General features: G+C 36.4%; 13 protein-coding genes. 2 read left to right on the plus strand and 11 right to left on the minus strand.

What is annotated here, in order from left to right; genetic code table 11:
• Positions 1-78: 78 nt before the first annotated feature.
• The 4 genes from AC0VYH_RS12420 to AC0VYH_RS12435 all read right to left on the minus strand — a co-directional run bounded on the left by AC0VYH_RS12420 (position 79) and on the right by AC0VYH_RS12435 (position 5,438).
• Positions 79-2,190: a glycoside hydrolase family 52 protein gene (locus AC0VYH_RS12420; RefSeq protein WP_475372594.1), complete on the minus strand. Its 2,112-nt coding sequence runs from the start codon at positions 2,188-2,190 to the stop codon at positions 79-81.
• A gap of 28 nt (positions 2,191-2,218) precedes the next feature.
• The gene (locus tag AC0VYH_RS12425) at positions 2,219-3,040 is read right to left on the minus strand and encodes a carbohydrate ABC transporter permease (RefSeq protein WP_475372595.1); all 822 of its coding nucleotides are present in this window, start codon (positions 3,038-3,040) and stop codon (positions 2,219-2,221) included.
• A 13-nt stretch (positions 3,041-3,053) separates the two neighbouring features.
• Positions 3,054-3,932: a carbohydrate ABC transporter permease gene (locus AC0VYH_RS12430; protein WP_475372596.1), complete on the minus strand. Its 879-nt coding sequence runs from the start codon at positions 3,930-3,932 to the stop codon at positions 3,054-3,056.
• A 204-nt stretch (positions 3,933-4,136) separates the two neighbouring features.
• Positions 4,137-5,438, minus strand: a complete 1,302-nt coding sequence (locus AC0VYH_RS12435) for an extracellular solute-binding protein (RefSeq protein ID WP_475372597.1) — start codon at positions 5,436-5,438, stop codon at positions 4,137-4,139.
• A 138-nt stretch (positions 5,439-5,576) separates the two neighbouring features.
• On the opposite strand from AC0VYH_RS12435, the gene AC0VYH_RS12440 reads away from it, so the two are divergent.
• On the plus strand, positions 5,577-6,758 hold the full coding sequence (locus AC0VYH_RS12440; protein WP_475367487.1) for an ROK family protein: 1,182 nt from the start codon (positions 5,577-5,579) through the stop codon (positions 6,756-6,758).
• 469 nt (positions 6,759-7,227) lie between these two features.
• On the opposite strand, the gene AC0VYH_RS12445 is transcribed toward AC0VYH_RS12440, so the two are convergent.
• From AC0VYH_RS12445 to AC0VYH_RS12465, 5 genes are all read right to left on the minus strand, one after another.
• Positions 7,228-7,548, minus strand: coding sequence for a hypothetical protein (locus AC0VYH_RS12445; protein ID WP_475372598.1), 321 nt, complete (start codon positions 7,546-7,548; stop codon positions 7,228-7,230).
• Between the two features lie 624 nt (positions 7,549-8,172).
• Entirely contained in the window at positions 8,173-9,666 is a 1,494-nt protein-coding gene (locus tag AC0VYH_RS12450) for a peptide MFS transporter (protein WP_475365322.1), read from the minus strand.
• Positions 9,667-10,324: 658 nt separating this feature from the next.
• Positions 10,325-10,507, minus strand: a complete 183-nt coding sequence (locus tag AC0VYH_RS12455) for a hypothetical protein (RefSeq protein ID WP_475372599.1) — start codon at positions 10,505-10,507, stop codon at positions 10,325-10,327.
• Positions 10,508-10,751: 244 nt separating this feature from the next.
• Positions 10,752-11,210 (minus strand): nucleoside deaminase, encoded by a 459-nt coding sequence (locus AC0VYH_RS12460; protein WP_430242955.1) that lies wholly within the window; start codon positions 11,208-11,210, stop codon positions 10,752-10,754.
• A gap of 312 nt (positions 11,211-11,522) precedes the next feature.
• Positions 11,523-12,098 carry a hypothetical protein gene (locus tag AC0VYH_RS12465; protein WP_475365323.1) on the minus strand — a complete coding sequence of 192 codons (576 nt, stop codon included), beginning with the start codon at positions 12,096-12,098 and terminating at the stop codon, positions 11,523-11,525.
• A 792-nt stretch (positions 12,099-12,890) separates the two neighbouring features.
• On the opposite strand from AC0VYH_RS12465, the gene AC0VYH_RS12470 reads away from it, so the two are divergent.
• Positions 12,891-13,340: a DUF1569 domain-containing protein gene (locus AC0VYH_RS12470; protein WP_475365324.1), complete on the plus strand. Its 450-nt coding sequence runs from the start codon at positions 12,891-12,893 to the stop codon at positions 13,338-13,340.
• 221 nt (positions 13,341-13,561) lie between these two features.
• Here AC0VYH_RS12470 and ytxJ read toward each other — a convergent pair whose 3' ends face one another.
• Complete coding sequence (gene ytxJ, locus AC0VYH_RS12475) at positions 13,562-13,906, minus strand: bacillithiol system redox-active protein YtxJ (protein WP_475365325.1); 345 nt, start codon at positions 13,904-13,906, stop codon at positions 13,562-13,564.
• Between the two features lie 31 nt (positions 13,907-13,937).
• The gene (locus tag AC0VYH_RS12480) at positions 13,938-14,048 is read right to left on the minus strand and encodes a glycine zipper domain-containing protein (RefSeq protein WP_475365326.1); all 111 of its coding nucleotides are present in this window, start codon (positions 14,046-14,048) and stop codon (positions 13,938-13,940) included.
• Positions 14,049-14,180 lie beyond the last annotated feature (132 nt).

Genomic DNA, 14,180 nt, shown 5'->3' on the forward strand with positions numbered 1-14,180 from the left:
GAGCTTGTTCATTGTAATGTTCCCACACTTAGCAAAACAAAAGGACGAAACCTAATCGGTTTCGTCCATTTGTCAGTATTATTTCTTTTCTTCTAACCATAGAATACTTGTAACTCCTCGGGGATAATATTTACTTCCTGTTATTTCACCAGAGATAATCTGGTCACTCCAGCTCCAAACTGACAATTCTGGATGTGTCAGCCATTTCACATGCGCCGCATCCGCTTTTGCTCCGTTTTCATCAACGTGATGCAATATTTCACGAGCAATAAATTGAGAAAGATACACTTTACTAAGCCAGGAGTTGTTACTAGTAGAGGAAATTTTCCACCCTCCATCATCAAACTTACACACGCCTTCTTTTAGAACCGTATCAAGATGTGCTTTTAAAACCCTAATGTACTCCCCAAATCTTCCTTCCGGATCAAGAGCTTCTTTACAATTCGTATAATATGGAAAGATTAACCCTTCAATTGCAGGAATAATTCTAGAATCATTATTCTCCCCAATCACAGCAGGGATATAGCCTGAATCCGTCAAATGACTTGCCATCGTATGAGCACTTTTCTCTGCTTGTTTTCCAGCTAATGTAGCCAGCTCTTTTTCCCTTTGTTCTGAAAAAATCTTTTCTAGCGCGACATAGGCCGCCCACATTTTCCCTCCAAGGTAAATATTATTCCTAGCCTGTCCTAAGGAAACGTCCAAACTATCATACGTCGTAATTTCTGCTCCGCCCATAACACGACTTGAATCCAGCCCCAGCAATCCGTTGCGCTGAACTGGGTCTGGATGGTCGCGATTTAACATACTCTCGAAACAGCTTTTAAAAATAGTTAAGTTGTCTAATAACCATTGTTCGTCATGGGTTTGTTCAATATAAACTGACGCAGTGAGTACCCAGTTAACCAGCTGCTCCCCTGTCATATGAGAGAAACATCCATCAATCCCATACACTTCATAAGAAGAGTAGTGTGGACGACTAATCGTATTCGCTACGCCCATATCATGAGTGAAACTGATTCCACCTGGATACAGTTCTTCTTCATTTGGAAAACGAACTTGATCTTCATAACTGAATCTATCAATGAACATATCCAATTCATTCTTCACTGTCCAAGGATTCATTTTCATCTCAAAAAACAACTGATCCACTGTTAAATCAAATGTATTCATCATGCGATATTCGCCTTCATTAACTACCCAGAAAGGCTTCCCTTCATGTTCAAGTAATTGAGTATTTCCATAATAACTACGGACCGCATGGGCCATCATGAACTTCTGATCGTTCGATAAATTTGCTTCACTAATCATCGCATTGCTTTGCAGTGCCCGTTGTTTCAGCTCATCAAATTTTCCAATGGCGAAGTTTGCTACGCTTTCTATGTTTGAAAAGTATTTTGTGTAGAAATAAGAAGTATCCATACCAGCTGTCACAATTCCACCTCGATAGAAGCAGATGGCAAATTGATACGTCGCTTTTTCCCCTGGTGGAACATCAGCAATAAGCGTACCTACTGGTCCGAGACCAAACGTCCAATTTTCCTCGAAAGGAGTAGTTAGGATATTTTCCATACTAAAGTGCATAGCTGACTTCGTTTCAGCCTTCTTACTTGCTATAGCCGTTATTCTTCCTTCACCGATACCTGCCAATTCTTCTGCCGTATCATCCAATCGCCGCATCGAAGAATAGGGGTCGCTCCCTTCGTATCCAAAAAAGGCTCGACGCTTTCTCTCTCCCTTTGTATTATCGATGGTTAATTCTGCTAGAACTGCTGGGACAAGCGTTCGTTTCAATTCCTCTTCGCTTGCTGTTTCTGGATTCTCTACTGTATGAACCTGTGAATACACCGTAAATGTTAAATCACCTGCTTTCCAGGTATCCGTACATAGTTGAAAATCTCGTTCAACTTGGTCTTTGGGAAAGGAATGAATGATGTTAGGATTGTCTGGGTTAGGATCCGGGTTCTCAATATCATACCGCTTACTCTCATCGTCATTCGCATCAAAGAATGGAAGAGCATCATAATGACCTTCTTGCTTCAGTGATTCCAGTCCAACGTATATGTTCTTCCTCGGTGAACGCCCTAGTTCTAAATCGAGTCCACCTCCATTACCCCCATAACCTAATGTAAAACTTGAAAAAGCACCGATCGGTGAATGATGAGCATTATAAAAATTGTTTTCTGGCATAACTATCCCTCTCTTTTCCTATAATAAGCTATCCTTTAACTGCACTAGATGATATTCCTTCTACAACCTTGTTACTGAAAAAAATAAATGCAATTAAAATCGGTAACACACTAATGATCAAAGTAGCTCCGATTGCCCCCCAATCCGTCATGTACTGACCAATGAAATTCTGAATACCAACCGTTAACGTCTTGTACTTATCTGAGCTAATAAACGTGTTAACAAATACAAACTCATTCCAGTTATAGATCATATTAATAATTACGGTTGTAGACATAACTGGAATCGTCATTGGCAAAATAATTCTAAAAAACAATCGATGAATGGAACAACCGTCAATAATCGCTGCTTCTTCAATCTCACGGGGCAACGTATAATAAAATCCTAGTAAAATCATCATTGTGATCGGTAAGTTATATGCCGTATAAGTGACAACAATAGACAATGGATTATCTATCAAATTCACATTTAAAAACATATTAAACAACGGAATGAGAGCTGAATGAATCGGGATCATCAAACCAATCATAAACAACCCCAGTACTAGTTTACTTAATTTCCAATTCAGCCTCGTAATCGCGAAAGTAGCCATACTGGCTAATAGTACTGTTAATAGGATGGCTACCGCTGTAATCCATACACTATTGAAGAAATATAGGCCAACCCCTCCATCCCAAACCTTCTGGTAGTTTTCCCAATTAAACTTGCTGGGAAAGGAAAAAGGAGATCCCGAAAAAATCTCTTGATTATCTTTCAGAGAGAATAAGAACAACCAAATGATTGGATATATTTGAAATAAACCTAATATCCCTAAGCAGAGATAGAGCAAGACATAACCTATACGATTCATAAAAGAAGACCTCCTAGTACTGGATATTTTCATCCGATTCCGTCAGTTTACGAATGATGAGTGTCACGATCAACGTTATTAGAAGAAGCATAAAACCTACCGCGCTTCCATAGCCAAACTCATAATTTGAAAATGCTAGCTTATACATATAGGAAGCCATAACTTCACTAGCCCCGTTCGGCCCTCCGCCAGTCATAACGTAAATGAGATCAAAATATTTTAACGAACCTACAATGGCAAGTACGACAGTCACTTTTACGACGCCCATAATAAGTGGAAGTTTTATTTTATAAGCGATTTGCAGAGCAGATGCCCCATCAATCCTTGCAGCTTCAATAATCGAATCTGGAATATTCTTGAGCGCAGCATAATAGATCAATATGTAAAACCCTGCATACTGCCATAGAATTGGGATGAAAATGGCGTATAATACAAGTGAAGGCTCCGCTAACCACGAAGGCGGATTATCAATTCCAATCCCTATAAGAATACTATTCAGAATACCATTATTAGGATTGTAGACTTTAATCCATAGCTGTGCGATTGCAACAGAAGATAAAAGCATAGGGATCAAATAGATTTTCCTCAATAGATCGGCACCTTTTATCTTCGATACGAGGATAAGAGAAATGGCCAGATAGATAATCAAACTGAGTGTTGAAAACAATGCAAGAAGAAAAGAATGTAGAGCACTATCCCAAAACTTATCATCCTGAATAACATTGATATAATTATCCATTCCAATAAATTTCATCGCACTTATACCATCCCAATCCATTAACCCATAATAACCACTCAATAGTAACGGAATGAAGATGAGGATCCCTATTAATAACAGAGATGGTAGAACGTATAACGCAATGACAAACTTATTCGACATAACTTTATTCATAACCACAACTCCATACTGTTCAGATTAGAAAATGCTACCTACTCGCTCGAGAGGACGACCACATTATTTTCAATGAAAAAATTAATATGTTTAAACAAAATACAAAGTAAATTTGAGACGCCTCTTTATTAACTATTTTTGTTATTAGAAAGGAAAGAAACTGGCCTCACTTACAATAGAGGCCAGCTATACTTTTATTTCCCATTACTCAGAATCTGAGAGTGCTTTCTCGTGCAACTTCGCAAACTCTTTCGGTGTAATTTCTCCTCCGAAAAGCGCCTGAATGGCATCAAGGTGAATCTGGGCCACCTCTGGCTTCATTTGCACATCTGCGAACAAAGTGATATTACTAGATTCATTTAATTCATTCAGTACATCGTTGTACATATCTGGAAGCTCTAGATTTTCACTATTCACTTTGGTTGCAGGGATTACGCCAGCTTCTTCTACAGACTTCTCTCCCCACTTCTCTACGAAGAATTTAACGAATTCCTTCGATTCCTCTTTCACATCCGAATTTTCCGCTACAAAAAGCCCAACACCTGGACCACCAACGAAACTATTCTCAACACCACTACCTTCAACTGTTGGAAATTTAAAGAAATCAACTGAATCTCTAAACTCCTGAGGAACATCTTCATTCGTCGTGTAGTTTGGTAGATCCCAAGTTGCAATTAAATACATAGCAGCTTGTCCGTTCATAAACATACTTTTGGCTTCTTCATCTGACAGGCCATTAAACCCCTTCTCAAACGCTCCCATGTCTACAAGGTTTTGAACCTTTTCTGCTGCTGACACTAAGGCCGGGTCTTCAAAAGTGCCAGAACGATCAATAGCTTTAGTTAACACGTCTGATCCACCAATTCGATCTGCAAGATACATGTACCACAATGAGCCAGTCCATCTATCTTTATTTCCTAGTGCGATTGGTTCCACATTATTTTCATTCAATGTTTTTACTACGTTTATTAATTCTTCATACGTTTTAGGCGCCTTAAGACCATACTTCTCAAAAATCGCTTTGTTATAGAAGACAGTTGCAATATTTAATTCAAGTGGAAGTCCGTACGTCTTTCCATCAATCCCATATGCCTCAGTTGTACCTGAGACAAATTGATCTTTTAATCCATCATCCAGAACATCATCTAGCGGTGTAAACATCTCACCATCCACATAAGGTTCCAAAAATCCTGCCGGCCAAGTCATTCCTACATCGGGTAGCTGTTCTGACGTAGATAATACTTTTAACTTATCTTTATATTGTTCATTACTAAGCACTTCAAGGTTAACGTTCACATCCGGGTTTTCTTTTTCAAAATCCGAAATGATTTCGCTTACAATTCTATTGTGATCTTTAGAACTCCCTTCAGGCCAAAGGTGCATGAAATCAATCGTTTTCGTATCACCACTCGATTCTTCATTACTACTTGAAGAAGCACAACCTGTAGCTAGTAAGACCGTGAATATAACCATCACAAAAAATGTAACCGCTTTCTTATAACCCATCTAAAATCCCCCTCATAATTAATAAACCGCTTTCCGTTAATTCAGAATAGCAAATGAATTTATGTTTGTCTACTGGATAAACTAAGTTTATGTTAGAATACTGGTAAGAAGTTAATCGAAAAGGGGAACAAAATGAAAATGACACTAAACCACACTTGGAATCAACACGTTGTAAAAAGAGGGAATAAATCGATCGTACTACAAGTAATAAAAGACAATACTCCGATTTCACGAGCGGATATAGCGAAAATGACCGGGCTTAATAAAAGTACTGTTTCCTCTCTTGTCAGCGAGCTCCTTCTCGAAGATTTGATATATGAATCTGGCCCTGGAAAATCGAGTGGTGGCAGAAGACCCGTTATGCTTCTGTTCAACGAGCTTGCCGGTTTTTCAATTGGAATTGATCTAGGTGTAAACTACATGTTAGGCATCTTAACAGATTTAAATGGCAACATTGTCAAAGAGGAAAAGTTGAATTTCTATGATTTAACATATAAAAAAATTGAGTCTCAACTCATTGCCATGATCAAGAGTCTTTCAATGAACACTCCTTCATGCAAATATGGTGTAATAGGAATTGGAATTGGCGTACCAGGAATTGTGAATAAAGACGGCGAAATTTTATTAGCTCCAAACCTGGGGTGGAAGAACATTAGGTTAAAAACCATTATTGAAGATGAGTTTGCCATTCCAGTTATCATCGAAAATGAAGCAAATGCTGGAGCATATGGCGAAAAGAAATTCGGAGTTGGTCAGGCATTTGATAATATTGTATATGTTAGTGCTGGAATTGGAATTGGCGTTGGTTTACTCTTGAACGGTAAACTTTATCAGGGTCATGAGGGTTTTTCAGGAGAGATGGGCCACATGACAATTGATGTGAATGGCCTCGAATGTCGCTGCGGGAATAAGGGGTGCTGGGAATTATATGCTTCCGAGAATACTTTGCTTAAAAAAGCTAAAGAATTAAAGTTAAACCCACACAAAGGAAAAGAACTTTGTTTAGATGCATTAATTAAACTGGCTAATACGGATCAGCGTTCTGCTGATTTGTTTGAAGAAATAGGAACTTACCTTGGAATCGGCATTAACAATATCATAAATATATTCAATCCGGAACAAGTTATCATAGGAAATCGTCTCGCTTCAGCCAAAAAATGGCTAAAAAAACCAATAAACAAACATATCAAGGATCATACACAAAGATTTCAACAAAAAGGACTTAGGATTGATTTTTCTGAGCATTCAACTCATTCTTCTGCCCTAGGCGTAGTAGCCTTTACAGTTGAAAACTTTCTTCAGATCGATTTAGTTAATTAAAAGAGAGCACCGCTTTACTTGCTACCTAGTATGTTACTTATCGGAAAAGAGAAACAGTCAATAGTTGTTCTTTTTTCCGATTTTTAATGGATAATCAATTCGATAAATACATGCATGTGAGTGCTATTATCATAACAAATGTTCAAACATTTTAGCTCTTCTATTGTCATTTGATCTCCCGCTCAATAAAACTCACCTTTAATCGCCTAATGTAAAAGTTATATTATCTTTCCTCTCTTGAGTAAACAGTATTTACATCACCCTTCCCCATTCTTACAAATGCAAGTGATTCTTCCCCATACATTTCAATTATTCCTTCATCATAAAGAATCTGATCATTCGGCTACATCGACAGCTTGCAATCTTCTCACCGTTCATACCCCTTGCTGACGTTTCTTTTACAATCCTTTTAAATCGGTGATGTTAAAAATCGCTGACTGTGGAATAATTATTACACTCCTAAAGTTAGTTAATTAAATAACAAAATGATAAGTAGAATGATAGTTAAAATTAACAAACAAAAGATGGTATTCCTCAGAATTTGATTCTCTTTTTGCCTTTCTTTCTTTCCTGGTGAACCGTAAAAATGAGGAAAAAACAGAATAATAATCCATTGTGGTATCGATAGTCCAAGCATTAATGGCAACTCAGCTTTTAACCGAAACGGCTCGCCTTCAATCAGTGTAATAATATAAATAACAATTCCTACTACAACAGGGCAGAGTATGATATAAATCAACTTTTGCAATTTTGTTTTTAATATAGATTTTTCATTGTGGTATTCTCCCATAATTCCCCTCCCATGCCTTAGTTTTCTCTTCTCAAACCCAAACTAATTGCCACTAACACGGACTTGTCTATGAACTTTATTCCAGATAACCCCGAGTTTACGGAACATCGATATGTGTTAACGGTGTTTTCAACTACTGGTTTGTATCCGTAGGACAGAAGCCATTACTCCTATGAGGCAAGATGAAAAATAGTGAAAGATCCGGAATTATTCCAAGATACGGTAGAATTGTACATTCCGGAGCTGCAGTGATCATGGTTAATAAGATAACCTTATCTAGTCTTACGGTATTCAAATATAATCCTCTTAAAGCAAATCAATACTTTTATTAGCGTCTTATTATTTAACGCTATTTCAATCTTACTGAACGTTGGATTAATACCAATTATTTCAAAAGAATCCACATAACTCAATCTTTAATTCCAGTTAAAAGGAGCCTATCTTTTTAAAGATAATCGTAGAAGAAGTCGTAAAAGAACATGTGAATGTGACTTTTTCTAATTGTTAGATTAGAACTCCGTTATATAGCGGAATTCTTTTCTACTTTACTGGCATTGAAGAAGCCACTCCATTCCCCTTCAAGTATATAAAAACCCTCTGAAAACATTCAGAGGGTTAAATGAATTATTTTACACCTTTCATCAATTTCTGGATCTTAGGTGAAAGTAGGAATAGTGCAATACTCAATATGATTGCCATACCTCCGATTGCCCCGAAGTACAGCGTTTCTGTTTCTGGTGTATAGAAACGAACAAGTTGTGCATTCAATGCTTGTGCGGCAGCTGAAGCTAAGAACCATAGACTCATAGTTTGAGCAGAGAAAGCTTCTGGAGCTAATTTGGTTGTGGCAGAAAGACCTACTGGTGATAAGCATAGCTCACCAAGCACAACGATAAAATAGCTAAGCACAAGCCATAATGGACTTACTAGTGAATCCTCTCCTCCCAAATATACAGGCAGTAGTATCACTAAGAATGATAAACCAGCAAACAATAGACCAAATGAAAACTTCTTAGGAATCGATGGTTGACGATTGCCAAGTTTCACCCACATCCAAGCAAATACTGGAGCTAATAGAATGATAAATAACGGGTTTAACGATTGGAACCAAGCTGGGGATATACTGATTCCCATGAATTCCAGTTCAGTTCGTTTATCTGCGTAAACTGCAAGGATGGTTGAACCCTGTTCTTGAATTGCCCAGAACATAACAGCTGCAATAAATAATGGAATGTAAGCGATGACTCTGGAACGTTCAGTTTGCGTTGTTTTCGGACTATAATACATCACGATAAAGTAAATGGTTGGAACGACGATACCGAAGATGCCTACTAAATTAATAAATACGTTTAATGTAAATAAGCCAGCAGGAATCGTAATACCTAAAATAATAGTAAGACCAACCACAACTAACCCTGCGATTAATCCATATTTCTTCTTCTCAGATGGCGCAAGCGGGTTTGGAACATAAGTACCAGCTAGACCAAGATTCTTTTTCTTAGTTAACATGAATACAACAAGACCTACGAACATACCGACAGCTGCAACTGCAAATCCCCAATGGAATCCTTTTGTTTCCATAAGCTTACCAACGATTAGCGGGGCAATGAATGCACCAAGGTTGATACCCATATAGAAAATACTGAAAGCTGCATCGCGGCGCGTGTCACTTTCGCTGTACATTTCTCCAACCACAGTTGAAACATTCGGTTTTAATAGTCCTGTTCCCACAACGATCAATACCATGGAAACAAAGAACATAGCTAAACTTCCTGGAAATGATAATGCAATATGACCAAACATGATGAATATTCCACCGTAGAAAACGGCTTTCGAAGTTCCGAATATCCTATCTGCCAACCAGCCTCCGATTACTCCGGACATATATACAAGTGAACCATAAATCGACATGATTGCTAAAGCTGTGTTTTGCTCTAGACCCAGACCGCCTTTTGAAACCTCATAGTACATGTAGAATACAAGGATGGCACGCATTCCGTAATAGGAAAAGCGCTCCCAAAATTCTGTGAAGAATAAAGTGAATAATCCCTTCGGATGTCCAAAGAAACCTTTTTGAGGGACGCTATCCACAATTTTCTGTTTATTCAATGATGACATGTTACTACCTCCCTTATTCCTTTACTATAATATTTTAATATTTTAATAAAGTCAAAAATAGTTTGAAACCCTTTAATATAAACAAAAACATTTTTTGTTTTTCAAATATTAAGTTATTTTAAGATAATTAAAAATTTATTAAGGTACTGTAATAAATATGAAAATAAGCCCGCCATCCAATTTGAACGGCAGACTTATTCTCATTTTCATTACTTTATTATGTTTAAGTACACATGATAACATTTCAATCTCTTGATCTAGGTTTGTCACGTTAACATTTGACTCGTTTAAAATTTTTTTAGGGATGGTGCAGATACTTCCTCTCCAGTTACCTTTGCTTGATCATTATGTGAATGAATTAACGCTGTTTTTCATGATTGCTCATCGAGCGATACAAGTATGAGTATGCGGATACCAACATCATCCATTTTATTTATCATAAATATTCCTTGTTCCTTCTCATAATAATCATCAGGTTTTAATACAACTTTTACGATATCATATATAGTAGAAAGTATCCTTATCACCAGAAAGAGAGGTTAATGTTTTCTTTAAGTTGATCTGATATGTAAAAAAACGTTGAGCGTACGATTAATGAAGATCGGTCTTCAACCTCTACTGTGCTCCTTTATGACAGCATTTTTCCGAATTAACGGAACTAAAACGACAGACTTTGAAAAAGAGTAAGGTTTATAACTAATGTAGATAAAGAACCAGCAGACAGTAATGTTATCATTTTCCACCAGTTTATTTCCTTTGAAGGTTTTACAGCCTCTTTAGACACCGTAACCCATATAGCCATAGATACTATAACTAAGATAAAAATAACTTCTTTAGACATATTTGACACCTCCATAATTTTTCTTAAGTAAACTTCCCTGGGTATTAATTCCAATTATTTCAAATCAGGAAGCATAACTCAATCTTTATTTCAGATAAATGGAGCTTATCTTAATACAAGTAAGCTCCGAGTTTATTGGAAACTATGATACTACTTTACAATCCTTTCTTCTAATTCGCTCCCTTGCTGCTAAAAAAACCAGACAAAAGATTTTTTGCCTGGGGTTACTTACTATCATACTGTTTTATCCAAACGTGTATCCATCAAATACCTTCAAACCTTCGTCATTCAATACTTGTTCTACCACTGAAGGTTTAAGTGGGCTTTTAGTAAATACATCTTTACAGGAAATCATTATGTTGTCACCTGCTATTTGTGCTAATTGATCGTGTGTAACGCTATATACTAATTTACCTAGATTTGACCAAACCATTGCACCTGAACACATTACACAAGGCTCGCAGCTAGTGTACAGAGTGTATTCCTCCAAATCAAATAGCTGATTCTCTGAACAAAAATCTCTGATTAGACCTATTTCTGCATGGTAGGTAGGATCTGAGTGGGTATGTACTTTATTCTCAGCAACTTTTACAATTTCATTGCCTTTAACCAGGATTGCACCAAAAGGTTCGTTTCCTTCTGCTCTTGATTTTGAAGCTTGTTGGATAGCTATTTTCATGTAATATTCATCGTTGTACGTCATAGAAGCTCTCCATTCCCTGTTGAATTATCCCTCATTATAAAGGAAGTACATCTCACTTGCCATCCTTCTCTAAACAAACGCCTCAAATCTCCCATGTCATAAATGAATGAAAGAAATTCCGATGAATTACTATCAATTGGTAGGCTAGTATCCCAAGTCTTAACCTTATCTCCAATAACAAATTGACTACCTGTATATTCGTTGAAGATTGTATTATTTGTGTACTACAAATCTATTTATAGATAAGCTCCGATTTTACTGGAAAATTTGAATTCAAGAAATCCTCAGATTTTGAGCTAAGCCACCTGTAGTTTAAGAATTTTTTTTTACTTCATTCTCAACGACCTTGAATACCTTAGAGTATATTCCTTTTACATTATCTTGTTGAACTTCACTGTTTTTAATTGGGTATGCAAGTTTCCAACCACGATAGCCTTTTTCTTCTCCCTCATACAAAATTCCTGATATAAAATTTTGCGTACCATTAATCCTTTCCGCTTCTTCTTCATAAGACACGGGATTTTCTAAATCTTGAAAAGGTATAGTATTTGCTCGCGAGCCTACAAAGAAGAATGGAATGTTTTTACTCTTATACATTTCTACATATTTTGATTTTGAAGCATCAGATAAATGGTCTTCCATAATGAATACTGCATCATACTTTCTTAAGTTTGAATGATGTAACTCACTTAGAGATAATTCATTAAAATTTATCTGTTCCTCTCTAACATTAGGTTGTTCACCAACAACTGCAATCTTTAACAGCACGCCATCATATGGCTCTTCTTTTACATTATTCGTTTGACAAGCACTCAAAAGAAATAACATCAATGTTAAAATAGTTAAAAGTAATTTTTTTGATTTTATAATAACTACCCATCCTCTCATCTTCTACACACCAACATATCATTTTGACTTTACTGAACTCTACTATCCAATTTGTTTGAGAACTTCAGAATCCATATACACCTCCCATTAACTGACCTTTTACTAGCTAAAACAAAATAGAGCGTAATCCTTTTAGATTAACGCTCCTATATAATAGAAGAGTGTTTATGTATTTATTTCTTCAAGAACGCTCTAATAATATAAATAACAGCTACGATAGGTATTACCGTAACAAAAATCAACATTATAGAAGCAGCACCCATATCCATATAATCCCCCTATTTCATTACCATTTAAATGATTGAGACACTACTAAATTAAATGTAACAAGCACTAGCCTATCCGTTAGCTAAAGAAAAATCACAAAACATAAAGATATAATTGCTGCTATCTTTGCGTCCTTCCTGACTGTGGTTCTTATTGTGGGTACCCATCTTATATTTCCAGACAGGCTAATCAATCTTGCAATCAAAAACAAAATGAGAAAATACATAAAAAAATAAACCAATCATAAAATCACCCTTACTGCATTGTAGATAAAATTAATTCAAACGGCTCCGTGAGCACAATAAGTGATACCAAAATTTTAGCTATCGCTTCGATTTAACGGAACAATGGATTAATTTCCATATTCTTGAGTTTCCCGCTAATCTGAAGACTTGATTCCAAGGTATATCTTGAAGCAGATTTTAAATTAAAGCACCCGTTAGTTTAAAGGATTAACAACGGTGACGGTGAACTCTATAATAATTAATGGGATTTTTTAGTTTTAAAAACTAAAGGAGGATTCTAATGAAAAACATTTTCGAGATCAAGCATACAGATGAAATATTAATTCGTATCGATGACTTAAATGTAAATTCACAACCAATATGGGGTAAAATGAATGTTTCTCAAATGTTAGCTCATTGCTCATCTTTCCAAGATATCGCATTGGGAGATTCTTTCCCTAAAAGAGGTTTGTTAGGAATATTAGTAGGTAGATTTGCAAAACCCATCTTTTATAATGACAAACCTTTAGAGCACAATATGCCAACTATTCCAACCATTTTAATTACATCTAAAAGAGATTTTGAAGTTGAAAAAGAAAAACTAAAACAAAAAATAATAACATTTCAAAAGAATGGACCAGAGTCTTGTACAGATCATCCACATCCTTTTTTTGGAAAACTTTCTTCCCACCAATGGGGAAAAGGTATCTACAAACATCTTGACCACCATTTAAAACAATTTGGAGTTTAGTAGCAGGAGTTTAAATATACCGGACCATCTTAAACTATTCTGCTTTGCCAATAGCCCTGATATTCCTTATGCTTAATAAAAAAGAGCTAGGACTCTATTGATCAATCGCTACGATATAATGGAAGGCTTGATTTCAAGGCCTTTTGTTAAAATCATTGTCTTAGAGTTAAGGTGCGCCTCTAATCTGCTTTAACTTTTTAACAACCCCTTGCACTCGAGTATTAACAAATTGCTTTCTGTATACGTTTTTTTGTAATCTTCCAATGAGATGTATGCCAAATAATTTGTTGTTTATCTATGAGGAGTAGTTGTGGTGATTTGTGAGGTATGTTTGTAACCTTTGCAATCTCATTAGAAATTCTTCTGTTTTCAACAACCTTTACCATATAACAATCCACTATTCCTCCCCCTACCTTTTGGAAGTTCCTCAAGTGTTTGAAGGATCTAGAACTAATCATACAAGATGTGCTATGTTTAAAGACTAATACCGGCGAATGGATCGATTGTCTCCACAGGGCCCACCAATCTTCAAGAGATGTCAATTCATGAATAGAGTTCATTTTCATTCCACCAAAAAGTTAATCATTCCTACTAATTCTATCGATTACTCCTATTATCAATCATGGAACCAAGGACCAAACCTAATAGGATACCCAACATAAGACTAATCGCTAGTTGATTCACAGCTATCCCTATGCTGGTGCCCATGATAAACCAAGAGCAATTCCTAACCCACGGTACTTTGATTTCGTTTTCACATTATTCTCCCTACAGCTTTATTCATTGAACTAAAAGCTACATTACATTAGATACGATTTCATGCTGGAAACGTTTCAAAAA

The sequence above is a fragment of the Anaerobacillus sp. QJM3NY_32 genome, from assembly GCF_056173645.1.